General features: G+C 57.9%; 18 protein-coding genes. 13 read left to right on the top strand and 5 right to left on the bottom strand.

The window, feature by feature from the left end; translation table 11 throughout:
- Window positions 1-121 precede the first annotated feature (121 nt).
- Entirely contained in the window at window positions 122-529 is a 408-nt protein-coding gene (locus N6L24_RS12235) for a DUF4345 domain-containing protein (RefSeq protein ID WP_271844971.1), read from the bottom strand.
- Between the two features lie 89 nt (window positions 530-618).
- Between N6L24_RS12235 and N6L24_RS12230 the strand changes: the two genes are divergently transcribed.
- Window positions 619-1,179 carry a TetR/AcrR family transcriptional regulator gene (locus N6L24_RS12230; RefSeq protein WP_271844970.1) on the top strand — a complete coding sequence of 187 codons (561 nt, stop codon included), beginning with the start codon at window positions 619-621 and terminating at the stop codon, window positions 1,177-1,179.
- A gap of 63 nt (window positions 1,180-1,242) precedes the next feature.
- Here N6L24_RS12230 and mdh read toward each other — a convergent pair whose 3' ends face one another.
- Window positions 1,243-2,205, bottom strand: coding sequence for a malate dehydrogenase (mdh, locus tag N6L24_RS12225; protein ID WP_271844969.1), 963 nt, complete (start codon window positions 2,203-2,205; stop codon window positions 1,243-1,245).
- A 166-nt stretch (window positions 2,206-2,371) separates the two neighbouring features.
- Here mdh and N6L24_RS12220 point away from each other — a divergent pair, with 166 nt between their 5' ends.
- The gene (locus tag N6L24_RS12220; RefSeq protein ID WP_271844968.1) at window positions 2,372-3,109 is read left to right on the top strand and encodes a sulfite exporter TauE/SafE family protein; all 738 of its coding nucleotides are present in this window, start codon (window positions 2,372-2,374) and stop codon (window positions 3,107-3,109) included.
- On the opposite strand, the gene N6L24_RS12215 is transcribed toward N6L24_RS12220, so the two are convergent.
- On the bottom strand, window positions 3,106-3,420 hold the full coding sequence (locus N6L24_RS12215) for a hypothetical protein (protein WP_442872601.1): 315 nt from the start codon (window positions 3,418-3,420) through the stop codon (window positions 3,106-3,108). The two genes, N6L24_RS12220 and N6L24_RS12215, sit on opposite strands and share 4 nt — an antisense overlap.
- 242 nt (window positions 3,421-3,662) lie before the next feature.
- On the opposite strand from N6L24_RS12215, the gene N6L24_RS12210 reads away from it, so the two are divergent.
- The 11 genes from N6L24_RS12210 (at window position 3,663) to N6L24_RS12160 (ending at window position 11,986) form a co-directional block, all read left to right on the top strand.
- The gene (locus tag N6L24_RS12210) at window positions 3,663-4,517 is read left to right on the top strand and encodes an HpcH/HpaI aldolase/citrate lyase family protein (RefSeq protein WP_271844967.1); all 855 of its coding nucleotides are present in this window, start codon (window positions 3,663-3,665) and stop codon (window positions 4,515-4,517) included.
- 33 nt (window positions 4,518-4,550) lie between these two features.
- Window positions 4,551-5,099 carry an NnrU family protein gene (locus N6L24_RS12205; protein ID WP_271844966.1) on the top strand — a complete coding sequence of 183 codons (549 nt, stop codon included), beginning with the start codon at window positions 4,551-4,553 and terminating at the stop codon, window positions 5,097-5,099.
- Between the two features lie 3 nt (window positions 5,100-5,102).
- Window positions 5,103-5,306, top strand: coding sequence for a DUF1737 domain-containing protein (locus N6L24_RS12200; protein WP_271844965.1), 204 nt, complete (start codon window positions 5,103-5,105; stop codon window positions 5,304-5,306).
- Window positions 5,306-6,337, top strand: a complete 1,032-nt coding sequence (locus N6L24_RS12195) for a MaoC family dehydratase (protein ID WP_271844964.1) — start codon at window positions 5,306-5,308, stop codon at window positions 6,335-6,337. The genes N6L24_RS12200 and N6L24_RS12195 overlap by 1 nt, the downstream gene beginning before the upstream one ends.
- Window positions 6,338-6,344: 7 nt before the next feature.
- The gene (locus N6L24_RS12190) at window positions 6,345-7,094 is read left to right on the top strand and encodes a DUF4344 domain-containing metallopeptidase (RefSeq protein WP_271844963.1); all 750 of its coding nucleotides are present in this window, start codon (window positions 6,345-6,347) and stop codon (window positions 7,092-7,094) included.
- A 203-nt stretch (window positions 7,095-7,297) separates the two neighbouring features.
- A complete protein-coding gene (gene sdhC, locus N6L24_RS12185) occupies window positions 7,298-7,681 on the top strand; it encodes a succinate dehydrogenase, cytochrome b556 subunit (protein WP_271844962.1) in 384 nt (127 codons plus the stop codon).
- A 17-nt stretch (window positions 7,682-7,698) separates the two neighbouring features.
- Entirely contained in the window at window positions 7,699-8,070 is a 372-nt protein-coding gene (sdhD, locus tag N6L24_RS12180) for a succinate dehydrogenase, hydrophobic membrane anchor protein (RefSeq protein ID WP_271844961.1), read from the top strand.
- Window positions 8,071-8,085: 15 nt separating this feature from the next.
- Window positions 8,086-9,891 (top strand): succinate dehydrogenase flavoprotein subunit, encoded by a 1,806-nt coding sequence (gene sdhA / locus N6L24_RS12175; RefSeq protein ID WP_271844960.1) that lies wholly within the window; start codon window positions 8,086-8,088, stop codon window positions 9,889-9,891.
- Window positions 9,892-9,897: 6 nt separating this feature from the next.
- Window positions 9,898-10,776 carry a hypothetical protein gene (locus N6L24_RS12170; RefSeq protein ID WP_271844959.1) on the top strand — a complete coding sequence of 293 codons (879 nt, stop codon included), beginning with the start codon at window positions 9,898-9,900 and terminating at the stop codon, window positions 10,774-10,776.
- 96 nt (window positions 10,777-10,872) lie between these two features.
- Entirely contained in the window at window positions 10,873-11,652 is a 780-nt protein-coding gene (locus N6L24_RS12165; RefSeq protein WP_271844958.1) for a succinate dehydrogenase iron-sulfur subunit, read from the top strand.
- A 130-nt stretch (window positions 11,653-11,782) separates the two neighbouring features.
- The gene (locus N6L24_RS12160) at window positions 11,783-11,986 is read left to right on the top strand and encodes a hypothetical protein (RefSeq protein WP_271844957.1); all 204 of its coding nucleotides are present in this window, start codon (window positions 11,783-11,785) and stop codon (window positions 11,984-11,986) included.
- On the opposite strand, the gene deoD is transcribed toward N6L24_RS12160, so the two are convergent.
- Window positions 11,983-12,687, bottom strand: a complete 705-nt coding sequence (deoD, locus tag N6L24_RS12155) for a purine-nucleoside phosphorylase (protein ID WP_271844956.1) — start codon at window positions 12,685-12,687, stop codon at window positions 11,983-11,985. The two genes, N6L24_RS12160 and deoD, sit on opposite strands and share 4 nt — an antisense overlap.
- 68 nt (window positions 12,688-12,755) lie before the next feature.
- Window positions 12,756-13,034 (bottom strand): acylphosphatase, encoded by a 279-nt coding sequence (locus N6L24_RS12150; protein WP_271844955.1) that lies wholly within the window; start codon window positions 13,032-13,034, stop codon window positions 12,756-12,758.
- Between the last annotated feature and the right edge of the window lie 14 nt (window positions 13,035-13,048).

Below are 13,048 nucleotides of genomic sequence, written 5' to 3'. Positions count from 1 at the left end.
TGGAAAATTTGTGTGATCACAAAACTAAATTATGTGACCCGACTGTCGAATCATCGGGTTACAAAGCCCTGCCATGCATAGCTCTAACCGCAAATTTCTGAAATCCTTTGCGCCTTAAGTTTCAAAGCGCGAGTCTCGATTTCTCGGTTTTCAGGGCGATAAGACAAATTCCGGCAATCAGCGCCTCAACCCCAAAAGCCATGAGCAAGCTTTGAGCCGGCATGCCATCAGCAGCAAAGCTGAGCACGCGCCCGGCGGCATAGGCACCAAACAGAACAACCGAGACCGTGAGCGGAACCACCAAAGAAGCGCCGCGCAAGGCCGCGAAAATCAGGTAGCCGCCAATTGCGATGAGAAAGACACCGGGTGTCCTGATCTCACTCAGCAAAGACGCATTGTCAGGCAAAGAGACACCTGCGCTGCCAAAGAGTGCGTGCGGCGCGAATGCGATCGTCAAGCCGACAATCAGGCTTATCAGCCCTGCGGCCCCAAGGGTGAGTTTCGTAAAGATATGTGGATTTGCGTTCATTTTCTTACACCATGTAAAGTTGACATGGGGTGCATATCGAATAATTTGACATGATGTCAAGTAAACGAGAAAAAACCCGAGAAAAAATTTTGGACGCGACGCTCGATCTGCTTTTGCGTGACACCAGCCAAATGGTGAAACTGGTGGATGTTGGGCAGCGCGCAGGCGTGTCCCGGCAGACGGTTTATGATCACTTCAGCACGCGCACCGATCTGCTGATTGCCGCCATTCTCCATTTTGGAAACCGGCTGGATATTGAGGGCCGATTGGCCCCGAGCCGGGCCGCGACCGATGGCGCGGCGCGCCTGAGGGCTTATACGCAAGCGATTCTGGAATTTTACCCCGCGATTTATCCGCTGCAGCAGGCGCTCACTCGATTGGGCGAAGATGACCAAGAGGCCAAGGCGGCTTGGGGTCATCGTTTGGACGCCTTAAAAGAGGGATGCGATGCCGCCATCGGGATGTTGGCGGACGATGGGGCGCTTAACCCGGCCTATTCCTTGAAAGAAGCCTGCGATTACTACTTCAGCCTTCTGAGCCTAGAGGCATGGGCCTATTGCGTGCAGCGCGCCGGCTGGACAGAGGACCGCTACTTGGATCAGGTGCAGACCGTGACGCAGCAATTGTTTGTACGCGATCCGCGCGGGTAAAATACCCAACAAAAAAAGCGCGGGCCAAAGGACCCGCGCTTTGTGACATCACTGTCTTGAGTCTTACTTCAAAGAAGGATCGATTTCCTGACAAGCTTCCACGAGGCCTTTGACCGCCGCAACGGATTTGTCAAAGCCTGCTTGCTCTTCTTCGTTCAGTTTGATGTCGATTACACGCTCAACACCGTCTTTGCCGATCACGGTTGGCACGCCAACATACATGCCGTTCAGGCCTAGGGCACCATCAACATAGGCCGCACATGGCAGCACGCGCTTTTGGTCTTTCAGGTAGGCTTCGGCCATTTCGATCGCCGAGGTCGCAGGTGCATAATAGGCAGAGCCGGTTTTCAGCAGACCAACGATTTCTGCGCCGCCATCGCGTGTGCGCTGAACGATTGCGTCCAGTTTCTCTTGTGTGGTCCAGCCCATTTCCACCATGTCAGGCAGCGGGATGCCGCCGACGGTCGAATAACGCACGGATGGCACCATGGTGTCGCCGTGGCCGCCCAGAACAAAGGCAGTGACGTCGCGCATGGAGACGTTGAATTCTTCGGCGAGGAAGTGACGGAAGCGTGCGGAATCCAGAACGCCAGCCATGCCGCAGACTTTGTTGTGTGGCAGGCCAGAGAATTCGCGCAGCGCCCAAACCATCGCGTCCAGCGGGTTGGTGATGCAGATAACGAAAGCGTCTGGCGCGTTGTCGCGGATGCCTTCGCCAACGGATTTCATCACTTTGAGGTTGATGCCTAGCAGGTCATCGCGGCTCATGCCGGGCTTGCGCGGCACACCTGCGGTTACGATCACAACATCAGCACCTGCGATGTCAGCGTAATCTGTGGTGCCGGACATTGCAGCGTCAAACCCTTCGGAAGGGCCGGATTCAGCGATGTCCAGCGCTTTGCCTTGTGGAACGCCATCTGCGATATCGAACAGAACAACGTCGCCCAGTTCTTTCATTGCTGCGAGGTGGGCAAGGGTGCCACCGATTTGACCTGCGCCGATGAGGGCGATCTTGGGTCGAGCCATTGGAATTCTCCGGTCCGGTTAAAAATTGGGGTTTGGGTACGCCCATATTGCCTGCCACGCAAGCATTTTACGCTGCAGCGCGGCGGTGTATTGTGGCTGGGCAGCCATCCACATTCGCTGTATACACATGCATACAAAGATATTTAGCGCTATCGGTTATCTCTTTATGGATCTCGAGTTTTTCCTTGTCGCCCCCCTCGCTGTGCTGTTTGCGGGGGTGTCCAAAGGCGGTTTTGGCGGCAGTGTCGCCTTTGTCGCTTCGGCGATTCTGGCGCTGGTGATCCCGCCGGCGCAGGCCGTGGGGCTGATGTTGCCGCTGCTCATGCTGATGGATTTGGCGACGCTGCGCCCGTTTTGGGGGCAATGGGACATGGCGCAAGCGCGCATCCTGATTCTCGGTGGCCTGCCGGGGATCGCAATGGGCCTGGCGCTGTTTTCTGTCATCAGCGATGACATGCTGCGCGTCTTGCTTGGGGTGATCGCCATTGGCTTTGTTCTGTGGCGAAACTGGCCCTGGGCAACGACACGACAAACTGCCTTTCCGAAATCTGTCGGCTATGTCGCAGGGTTTGTCGCCGGGCTCACCAGCTTTATCAGCCATGCGGGCGGCCCGCCTGCGGCGATGTACCTACTGCCGCAAGGCATGGGCAAAACCCGCTATCACGCGACGGTTACGCTGGTTTTCTGGGTGATCAACGCCTTGAAATTTGTGCCCTATGCGTTTCTTGGCATCTTCACCTACGAGCTTTTCATTGCGGATCTGATGCTCGCGCCCGTCGCGCTGATCGGGGTCTGGATCGGGGTGCGCGTGCATGACGTGATCCCCGAAGCGGTGTTTTTCCCCTTCATCTACTTTTGCCTTGCGGCAACAGGGGTCAAGCTGATCTTTGACGCGCTGACCTAGGCATCCTTGCCTTTTGCAGGCAGCGCCTCGGCCAGGGTCTCAAATCCCTGTCCGGAGGCGATCAGGCAGGTCATACCGTTGGCAAGCGTCACGGTGATGGTCCAACTGCCTGTTTCAGCGCTGGCAAACACTTCGACAATCGCGTTGTTCTGGCCCAGACCGATGGCTTGCCGGCTTTCGCCATAGCCTTCGTTCAGCCGCGCCACCACCGCCTCGCGGGGCGCGCAGTTGCGCGCGGTCTGTGCGTGAGCGCCCGCGCAAATGCTTGCGCTGGTGGCGATGCTAATCAGCAAATGTGTCATCTTCGGCATGGTGCATCCTTTCCTGTTTGGCGCGCGCGCTGGGGCGCACGACCTATGAGGTGATGCGAAAATCTTGCTGCCGAGCATCGCAAATAAATCTTAAGACAGCGTTCGCAGCCCCTTGGAAACGGCCGCTCTGAAAATGATGCCGCGCGTGACGTCCCGTATTTCTGCGGTGCGGCGAATTTTTTCTTGAATTCTTTTTGCAAAAAATGCCAGTACTGAGCGCAATATTATTGCGGGAGGACTCGATGTCGCAGAAAACACGCCCCTATCGTTCGGTGCTCTATATTCCGGCCTCCAAGACCCGTGCCTTAGAAAAGGCTAAGGGGCTTGCTGTGGACGCGATCATCTTTGATCTGGAGGACGCTGTCGCGCCCGCCGAGAAGCAGAACGCCCGTGGCGTGCTGGCTGCGGCGCTGGCCGAGGGCGGTTACGGCGCGCGCATGCGTATCGTGCGCATCAATGCGCTGTCCACCGAATGGGGTCCGGCCGATGCTGCGGCCGTGGCTGAAATGCCTGCGGATGCGGTGCTCTTGCCCAAAGTCGAAAGCGCAGCAGACCTTGATGCCTTGGCGGCGATCACCGGGGATTTGCCGATCTGGGCAATGATGGAAACCCCGCGCGGGATGCTGAACGCAGCGGAAATTGCCGCGCATCCCAAGCTTGAGGGGTTTGTCATGGGCACCAACGACCTCGCAAAAGAACTGCAAACTCGGTTCCGCCCGGATCGATTGCCGCTTCAGACCGGGCTGGGCTTGTGTTTGCTGGCGGCAAAAGCCGAGGGGGTTGTGATTGTCGATGGCGTATACAATGCCTTTAAGGATGAGGACGGGCTGCGCACCGAATGTGACCAGGGCCGTGATATGGGGATGGACGGCAAGACACTGATCCACCCTGCGCAGATCGAGATCGCGAATACCGCCTTTGCACCCTCTGAGGCGGAGATCGACCTTGCGCGCCGTCAAATCGAAGCCTTTGACGAGGTCGAAAAACAAGGCGGCGGCGTAGCTGTTGTGGACGGTAAGATCGTTGAAAATCTGCACGTGGTGACAGCGCGCGAAATTCTGGCGAAAGCGGATGCAATCCTGGAACTTTCTCAGTAGTGTTAATCTGATTAACATAGAGGGAGAGCATAAATGATTCTGCTCATATTGGGGCTGCTGCTGTGGTCGGCAGCGCATTTTTTCAAGCGCTACGCCCCGGCGCAACGTGCGGCGCTGGGTGACAAAGGGCGCGGGTTTGTGGCGCTGGGCATTTTGGCTGGCGTCATCATGATGATCCTTGGCTATCGCATGGCAGAGCCGACCTACCTCTGGCCGCGAGCCGAATGGGCCACGCCGCTCAATAATCTGGTGATGATCTTTGCGCTCTATCTGACTAGCCCGGGCCCCAACAAAGGCGCGCTGCTTCATAAGATGCGCCACCCGATGCTGACGGGGGTTGCACTCTGGGCGGCGGTTCATCTGCTGGTCAATGGGGATCTGCCGTCCTTGGTGCTGTTTGGCGGGCTGCTTGTCTGGACCATTGCGGATATGATCGTGATCAATCGCGCCGAGCCGAACTGGACGCCACACCCAAAGGGCAGCATTGCCAAAGACGCCATGTTTTTTGCGATCTCAATCGTATTGGTCGGTGTGATTGGCTATCTCCACACCCTCTTTGGCCTCAGCCCATTCGGAGGATAAACCATGAAGCTTTATCGCCTGCTGACCGAAGACGATACTTCGGCTTTTTGCCACAAAGTGACCGACGCCTTGAACAAGGGCTGGGCGTTGCATGGCGACCCAAGCTATGCGTTTGACGCCGCCAAAGGCGTGATGCGCTGTGCGCAGGCCGTGGTGAAAGAGGTCGACGGCACCTACACCCCTGACACCAAATTGGGAGCACACTGATGGCCAAGACCAACCCGGGCCGGTTTTTCGAAGATTATGCCGTGGGCGATGTGATCAAACACGCGGTGCCACGCAGCATTTCGGGCGGGGAGCGGGCGCTGTATCACGCGCTCTATCCGGCACGGCATGCGCTCTATTCTTCGGATGAATTTGCCCGGGCCTCTGGTCTGCCCAAAGCGCCGCTGGATGATCTGGCGGCCTTTCATGTGGTGTTTGGCAAAACCGTTCCAGATGTCTCGCTGAATGCGGTGGCCAACCTTGGCTACGCCGAGGGGCGCTGGCATCTGCCGGTCTACGAAGGTGACACGCTGCGCGCCGAATCCGAGGTGATCGGGATCAAGCAAAACTCAAACGGCAAATCCGGTGTGGTTTACGTGCGTACGCGCGGGCTGAACCAACGCGGCGATCTTGTGATGGACTATGTGCGCTGGGTTATGGTGCGCAAGGGCAATCTGGACGCCCCAGCACCTGATACTGTGATCCCGGAGCTGACCAAGGTGATCCCAGCTGATCAGCTTGTCATTCCGGAAGGTCTTGATTTCAGCACTTACGATTTCGCCCTGGCCGGAGAACCCCACCGCTGGGGGGATTATGAAATCGGTGAAACCATCGACCATGTTGATGGCGTCACCATTGAAGAAGCTGAACACATGCTGGCAACGCGGCTTTGGCAGAATACAGCCAAAGTACATTTTGACGCCACGGCGCGGCCCGACGGCAGCCGTTTGATTTATGGCGGCCATGTCATTTCAATGGCGCGCGCCCTGTCTTTCAACGGGCTGGCGAATGCGCAAATGATTTTGGGCCTGAATGGTGGGGCCCATGCCAACCCATGTTTGGCAGGCACGACGCTGCGCGCCTGGAGCGAAGTTCTTGATAAGGCCGAAACATCAGCCCCCGGCGTTGGAGCCGTTCGCCTGCGCCTCGTGGCCACCAGTGGTGGCGCGCCTTTTGCCTTGAAGGGGGAGGATGGAAAATATCTGCCGGAGGTTCTGCTTGATCTTGATTACTGGGCGCTGATGCCGCTTTGATGGCGGCATGAAAACACTTTGTTCGACCTTCGCCCTCATAGGTGCGCTGGCTGGCCCGGCGCAGGCGGAGTTTTCTTTTGAGGCCACGGATGCTGACACGCAGGCCTATGTAGAAAACAATCTTCTTGGCATCTTTTATCACGAGTTCGGCCATGCGCTGATCGACGTGCTCGACCTGCCGATCTACGGGCAGGAAGAAGATGCCGCGGATGTGCTCTCGGTCTTTTTGATGAGCGATTTCTTTGAGGAAGAGTTCGCCGTGCAACTGGCCTATGACACGGCATTCGGGTTTCTCGGCGAGGCGGAGCAGGTTGAAGAAGTGGCCTTTTGGGATGTGCATGGCCCCGATTTGCAGCGCTATTACAATTTGGTCTGCATTTTTTACGGGGCCAATCCCGAAGAACGCAGTGACGTGGCCGAGGATCTAGGGCTGCCGGAAGAGCGCGCTGATTATTGTCCTGATGAATATGAACAGGCGGCTCATGCCTGGGGCGGGGCGCTGGATGAGATCGCGCATGCCGGCGGGGGGCAAAGTTTGAAAATGGCCGCATTGTCAGAAGAAGGTGATGCCGCCCGGCTGTCATTTGACGTGATCACAACGGAAGTTGACGCCCTGAACGCCGAGTTTCGATTGCACGATGAAATCACCGTGCGCGTCGAGGCCTGCGGCGAAGCCAATGCTTTTTATGATCCAGCCCCGCGGGAGATCATCATCTGCACCGAATTTGCAGATCTCTTGACGGAAATGGCCCCTTAAGCCCCAGCGCGGCACAGAGAATTCGGTCTCAAGAAAAATGTGATCACGCAAACTTTTCTTGTGATCACATTGCCGCCAGATGTTTGCGCAAACCTGCGGCATTACGCAAATTCAGCAAAAAAACAGGCCTTTTTGCACTGCAGAAAGGTGACAGAAGAAAAAAATTCTGTACTAAGAGCACAAGGAACCTGAAAGGATTCAGAATGGCTGACGTGAACCGGGGCAATCGCCCGCTTTCGCCGCACCTGACGGTCTACAGACCGCAGCTTACTTCCATGACGTCGATCCTGACGCGCATCACCGGTAATGCGATGCTTGTCTCGGCATTGTTGATTGTCTGGTGGTTCTTGGCCGCTGCCGCCTCTGAGGGGGCGTATAACGTTGCCAATGGCGTGCTGACGAGCTGGTTTGGCGATCTGGTTATGGCGCTGTCGGTGCTCGGGCTTTGGTACCACACCCTGGCGGGTATCCGTCACCTGATCTGGGACAACGGCATGATGCTGGACCTGCCAGACGCAGAAAAGCTCGGCTGGGCCTGCCTGATCGGCGCGCCGGTTCTGACCCTTCTCACCTTCATCTTCGTCTGACCCAAAGGAAGCCAGCCATGCGTTATCTGACCGACCGCAAGCGCGCCACGGGTATGGGCTCTGCCAAGACCGGCGCTCATCACTTCTGGGCCATGAAAGTGTCTTCCGTGGGTCTGTTGATCCTAATGCCTTTGTTCGTCTGCACCTTTGGCAGCGCGCTGGGCGATGACTACGCCACAATCAGCGCCTATTATCAGCGCCCCTTCCCAGCGATCATCGCGATCCTGACGTTTATTGTGGGCTTCAAGCACTTCAATGACGGTGCACAGGTGCTGATCGAAGACTATGTGCACGGCACCGCCCAGAAAATCACCCTGATCCTGCTGAGCTGCCTCAGCTATGCCGCGATGGCTGCCGGTGTTTTTGCCGTCGCCAAAATCGCCCTTTAAGACCCGGAGCTCATCATGGCTGCTTACGAATACGAAACGCACGAATATGACGTTGTTGTGGTGGGTGCTGGCGGTGCAGGTCTGCGCGCCACGCTTGGCATGGCAGAGCAGGGGCTGCGCACCGCTTGCGTGACCAAAGTCTTCCCAACCCGTTCTCACACGGTTGCGGCGCAGGGCGGCATTGCGGCGTCCCTGTCCAACATGGGGCCGGACAACTGGCAGTGGCACATGTATGACACGGTCAAAGGCTCTGACTGGCTGGGTGACACGGACGCCATGGAATATCTGGCGCGCGAAGCGCCCAAGGCTGTTTACGAGCTTGAACATTACGGTGTGCCGTTTTCGCGGACCGAAGAAGGCAAGATCTATCAGCGTCCATTTGGCGGTCACACCACCGAATTTGGCGAAGGCCCCGCCGTGCAGCGTACCTGCGCGGCAGCGGACCGCACCGGCCACGCCATTTTGCACACGCTGTATGGTCAGTCGCTGAAGAACAACGCGGAATTCTACATCGAATATTTCGCGATTGACCTGATCATGTCTGATGAAGGCGAATGTCAGGGTGTTGTCTGCTGGAAGCTGGACGACGGCACTATGCATGTGTTCAACGCCAAGATGGTTGTTCTGGCAACCGGCGGCTATGGCCGTGCCTATTTCTCGGCCACCTCGGCCCACACCTGCACCGGCGACGGTGGTGGCATGGTGGCGCGTGCGGGTCTGGCGCTGCAGGACATGGAATTTGTTCAGTTCCACCCCACTGGTATCTATGGCTCCGGCTGTCTGATCACCGAAGGCGCACGCGGCGAAGGTGGTTATCTGACCAACTCCGAAGGCGAACGCTTTATGGAGCGCTACGCCCCGCAGTACAAAGACCTTGCGCCGCGCGATTACGTGTCGCGCTCCATGACCATGGAAATCCGCGAAGGGCGCGGTGTGGGTGCGGAGGGGGATCACATCTTCCTCAACCTCAACCACCTGCCTGCCGAAGCGCTGGCCGAACGTCTGCCGGGTATCTCCGAAAGCGCGAAAATCTTTGCGGGCGTTGATGTCACCAAAGAACCGATCCCGGTTCTGCCAACCGTGCACTACAACATGGGCGGTATTCCAACCAACTATTGGGGCGAGGTGCTGAACCCGTCCAAAGACGATCCAACCGCCGTTGTGCCCGGCCTGATGGCTGTGGGCGAGGCGGGCTGTGCCTCGGTGCACGGCGCGAACCGTCTGGGCTCAAACTCGCTCATCGACCTGGTGGTCTTTGGCCGCGCCGCCGCGATCCGCGCCGGCAAGGTCGTGGATGCCGAGGCCTCCAATCCGGTGCTGAACCAAGCGTCTGTGGATGCGGCCTTTGACCGGTTTGACGGTCTGCGCAGCGCCAAAGGCACGGTGCCGACCGCTGAGCTGCGCCTTGAGATGCAGAAAACCATGCAGTCTGACGCCGCGGTCTTCCGCACCGACAAGACCCTGAAAGAGGGTGTTGCCAAAATGACCGACATCGCCGCCAAGATGGATGATCTGAAAGTCACCGACCGCAGCCTGGTCTGGAATTCTGACCTGATGGAAACGCTTGAGCTGACCAACCTGATGCCAAACGCGCTGGCCACCATTCATGGGGCCGAAGCGCGCAAGGAATCCCGCGGGGCGCATGCCCATGAGGATTACGCAGAGCGTGACGACAAGAAATGGCGTGTGCACACCGTGTCGCGTGTGGATGGCAACAAGGTGGACCTCACCTATCGCCCGGTCATCACGGATCCGCTGACCACCGAAGCAGAAGGCGGCATCAACCTGAAGAAAATCGCGCCGAAAGCGCGGACCTTCTAAGTCACGATGATGGACGCCGCGCATATTCCGATTGCAGAGGCCCTTGGCATTACGCCGGGGGTCACGCTGCGCACATTCGGGATGCGGCGGTCCGGCAACCATGCGATCATCAACTGGCTGGCCCGCAACAGCGTGGACGGCAGCGTTTTTCTGAACAATTGCGCCGCAGGCCAACCCGCGAGCGACAGCGCGCGCGCTATTGAGGTCAATGGCGAATGGCGCGGGAAGCGCAACGTGCGCCACATGTCCGAGTTGACCCATGACGCGGGCGATGCCCCGATGCTCATCGTGTCCTATGAAGATATCGCACCGGATATTGATGACCTGCGCGCCGGGCTGACGGCGGATTTGCCGGATGGTTTTATACACCGCGATCTGCTGCTTTATCGCAACTTCATGAACTGGGCGGCCTCGCTCTTGCGCAAAATCCAGCAGAACGACGATCAGGATGCATTGGCCTGCCTGCGGATCATGATGGTGTCGCTGGACAAATACCGCGACCTGCTGGAGCTGATCGCCCAGACCGAAGAGGACACGGATGTCTTGGCGATCAACTATGATCGTTGGTGTGCCCGCCCCAAATACCGCGAGCGCGTGCTGGCGGCGCTTGGGTTGCCCTGTCGCGACAATGGGTTGGGCAAGGTGCAGCCCTATGGGGGCGGTTCATCGTTTCAGAAGGGCACCGAAGAGGCGGCCGAGCTGAAAGTGTCCCAGCGCTGGCGCGACATGATCAATGATCCGACATTTCAGATCGTGCTGCTCGCTGCCAGCCAGGATGATGATCTGATCCGGCTGATGCATCGTTTGATGCCACAAGATTCTGAATTGCTGTCTGCCTATCTCAATCAGGCACAGTTCCCTTATCAGGTTGAGGTGACGGAATGACCCCGCGCACCCCGGCCCCCCGATTTGCTGCCATCGGCAGCGCACCACTCACCCCACGCGCATGCAGCGCGTCAGGCAACTGAAGGAGACGACGGTATGGTCGAATTTGCGCTCCCTAAAAACTCCCGTATCACCACGGGCAAAACCTGGCCCAAGCCAGACGGCGCGAAGAACCTGCGCAAGTTCCAGATTTATCGCTGGAACCCGGATGATGGCAAAACCCCATCTGTCGACACCTATTTCGTCGATATGGACAATTGCGGCCCGATGATTCTGGATGCGCTGATCAAGATCAAAAACGAGATTGATCCCACTCTGACGTTCCGCCGGTCCTGCCGCGAAGGGATCTGCGGCTCTTGCGCGATGAACATCGACGGCATCAACACGCTGGCCTGTATCTATGGCATTGATGAGGTCAAGGACACGGTCAAGATCTATCCTCTGCCGCACATGCCGGTGGTGAAAGACCTGATCCCCGATCTGACCCATTTCTATGCGCAGCATGCCTCGATCATGCCGTGGCTGGAAACCAAAACCAACCGCCCTGCCAAAGAATGGAAGCAATCCATTGAAGATCGCAAAAAGCTGGATGGTCTTTATGAATGCGTGATGTGCGCCTCCTGCTCGACCTCCTGTCCGAGCTATTGGTGGAATGGCGACAAATATCTTGGGCCAGCAGCGCTGTTGCATGCCTATCGCTGGATCATCGACAGCCGCGATGAGGCCACCGGCGAGCGTCTGGATGATCTGGAAGATCCGTTCAAACTTTATCGCTGCCACACGATCATGAACTGCGCCAAGACCTGCCCCAAAGGGTTGAACCCGGCCAAGGCGATTGCAGAGATCAAAAAGATGATCGCAGAGCGCGTCGTCTGAACGGGTTGGTCTGCGCCGCAGCGCCGGACTGAGTATTTATGAAAAGATGAAGCGGGCGGGCCATGGGCGCGCCCGTTTTGCATCCATCGCGCGGGTTTGACTTGTCGTTGCGTTTGGGGCAGAGGGGCTTATGCATATTCTGATCGGGCTGGTACTGGCCTTCGTGCTGATCGCGATATTTTCGAACCGCAAAACCCGGGGCTGCCGCTGGCGGGCGGACCGGCGGCGCAATGGCGCTGCAGGCGATTTTTATATGTGCGTGGCCTGCGGGGCGGAGGTGTTTACCACGGATGGTGCCCCGCCGAAGATTTGTTTGAAAGACGGCCCGCGTTAGGCAAAGGCCGCTTCCAGCGCGATTTCCACCATATCCCCAAAGGATTTTTCCCGTTGGTCACTGGGCAGTGCCGCGCCGGTTTTCAGATGATCTGACACCGTCAGTACCGCGAGGGCACGGCAGCCATAGCGCGCCGCAACGGTGTAGAGCTCGGCGGCTTCCATCTCGACCCCAAGAATGCCGTGGCGGGTCATCTGATCGCTGAGATCCTGTCGTTCGTCGTAAAACACATCTGCCGAATAGATACCGCCGACATGCAATGGCGTGCCTTTGACCATGGCGGCGTCGGCCGCGGCGCGCAGCAGCCCATAATCGGCAGAAGGCGCAAAATTCACCTCGCGCAGGATGGCGCGCGACGGGGTGGAAATGGAGCTGGCGGTCATCGCCAAGATCACATCGCGCAGGGCCACCTTGTCTTGCATCCCGCCGCAGGAGCCGATGCGAATCAATGTCTTAGCCCCGAAATCCTTGATTAACTCGTTCACATAGATCGACAGGCTGGGCATGCCCATGCCGGAGCCGTGAATGGTCACCGGGTTGCCTTTCCAGGTGCCGGTAAAGCCGAGCATCCCGCGCACTTCATTGACCAGTTTGACGTCATTCAGGAAGGTTTCTGCCGCCCATTTGGCGCGATAGGGATCGCCCGGCAAAAGCACGGTTTCGGCAATCTCGCCGGGTTTGGCCCCGATGTGAATCGTCATGCGATTTGCTCCTTTGACTTTTTGGTCAGAAAACGCCGCAGTCCAGCATTAGGCAAGCCCCAATTGCGCTAGCGGCGAATTTTGAACCCGCTATCGGTGATCTGCAGCTGTGTGGCACGCGATTGCACATCTCGGACCGAGGCCGCCCCCGGGCCGGACCACATTTCCGAAAGCAGCTGCTGCACAGCGGCTTTGTCGCCTTCGATCTGCGCAATCACGGCACCGGAGACGTCATTGCGAACCCAGCCGCGCAGGCCGAGCGCGGTTGCCCGGGATCGGGCCCAATTGCGATAGGCAACGCCCTGCACCTGCCCGGTGACGCGGGTTGTCATGGAAATTTCGCTCATCTTCTTTCCCCCCC

The sequence above is a fragment of the Cognatishimia sp. SS12 genome (assembly GCF_028369055.1).
GTDB lineage: Bacteria > Pseudomonadota > Alphaproteobacteria > Rhodobacterales > Rhodobacteraceae > Cognatishimia.
Note: the sequence above shows the minus strand (reverse complement) of the source record. Positions and strands in the feature narration are given on the sequence as shown.

Excerpts from the sequence above, each read along its gene's own strand:
- N6L24_RS12235 (WP_271844971.1), bottom strand. The coding sequence starts at position 529 with ATGAACGCAAATCCACATATCTTTACGAAACTCACCCTTGGGGCCGCA.
- mdh (WP_271844969.1), bottom strand. The coding sequence starts at position 2,205 with ATGGCTCGACCCAAGATCGCCCTCATCGGCGCAGGTCAAATCGGTGGC.
- N6L24_RS12220 (WP_271844968.1), top strand. The coding sequence starts at position 2,372 with ATGGATCTCGAGTTTTTCCTTGTCGCCCCCCTCGCTGTGCTGTTTGCG.
- N6L24_RS12215 (WP_442872601.1), bottom strand. The coding sequence starts at position 3,420 with ATGCCGAAGATGACACATTTGCTGATTAGCATCGCCACCAGCGCAAGC.
- N6L24_RS12210 (WP_271844967.1), top strand. The coding sequence starts at position 3,663 with ATGTCGCAGAAAACACGCCCCTATCGTTCGGTGCTCTATATTCCGGCC.
- N6L24_RS12205 (WP_271844966.1), top strand. The coding sequence starts at position 4,551 with ATGATTCTGCTCATATTGGGGCTGCTGCTGTGGTCGGCAGCGCATTTT.
- N6L24_RS12200 (WP_271844965.1), top strand. The coding sequence starts at position 5,103 with ATGAAGCTTTATCGCCTGCTGACCGAAGACGATACTTCGGCTTTTTGC.
- N6L24_RS12195 (WP_271844964.1), top strand. The coding sequence starts at position 5,306 with ATGGCCAAGACCAACCCGGGCCGGTTTTTCGAAGATTATGCCGTGGGC.
- N6L24_RS12190 (WP_271844963.1), top strand. The coding sequence starts at position 6,345 with ATGAAAACACTTTGTTCGACCTTCGCCCTCATAGGTGCGCTGGCTGGC.
- sdhC (WP_271844962.1), top strand. The coding sequence starts at position 7,298 with ATGGCTGACGTGAACCGGGGCAATCGCCCGCTTTCGCCGCACCTGACG.
- sdhD (WP_271844961.1), top strand. The coding sequence starts at position 7,699 with ATGCGTTATCTGACCGACCGCAAGCGCGCCACGGGTATGGGCTCTGCC.
- sdhA (WP_271844960.1), top strand. The coding sequence starts at position 8,086 with ATGGCTGCTTACGAATACGAAACGCACGAATATGACGTTGTTGTGGTG.
- N6L24_RS12170 (WP_271844959.1), top strand. The coding sequence starts at position 9,898 with ATGATGGACGCCGCGCATATTCCGATTGCAGAGGCCCTTGGCATTACG.
- N6L24_RS12165 (WP_271844958.1), top strand. The coding sequence starts at position 10,873 with ATGGTCGAATTTGCGCTCCCTAAAAACTCCCGTATCACCACGGGCAAA.
- N6L24_RS12160 (WP_271844957.1), top strand. The coding sequence starts at position 11,783 with ATGCATATTCTGATCGGGCTGGTACTGGCCTTCGTGCTGATCGCGATA.
- deoD (WP_271844956.1), bottom strand. The coding sequence starts at position 12,687 with ATGACGATTCACATCGGGGCCAAACCCGGCGAGATTGCCGAAACCGTG.
- N6L24_RS12150 (WP_271844955.1), bottom strand. The coding sequence starts at position 13,034 with ATGAGCGAAATTTCCATGACAACCCGCGTCACCGGGCAGGTGCAGGGC.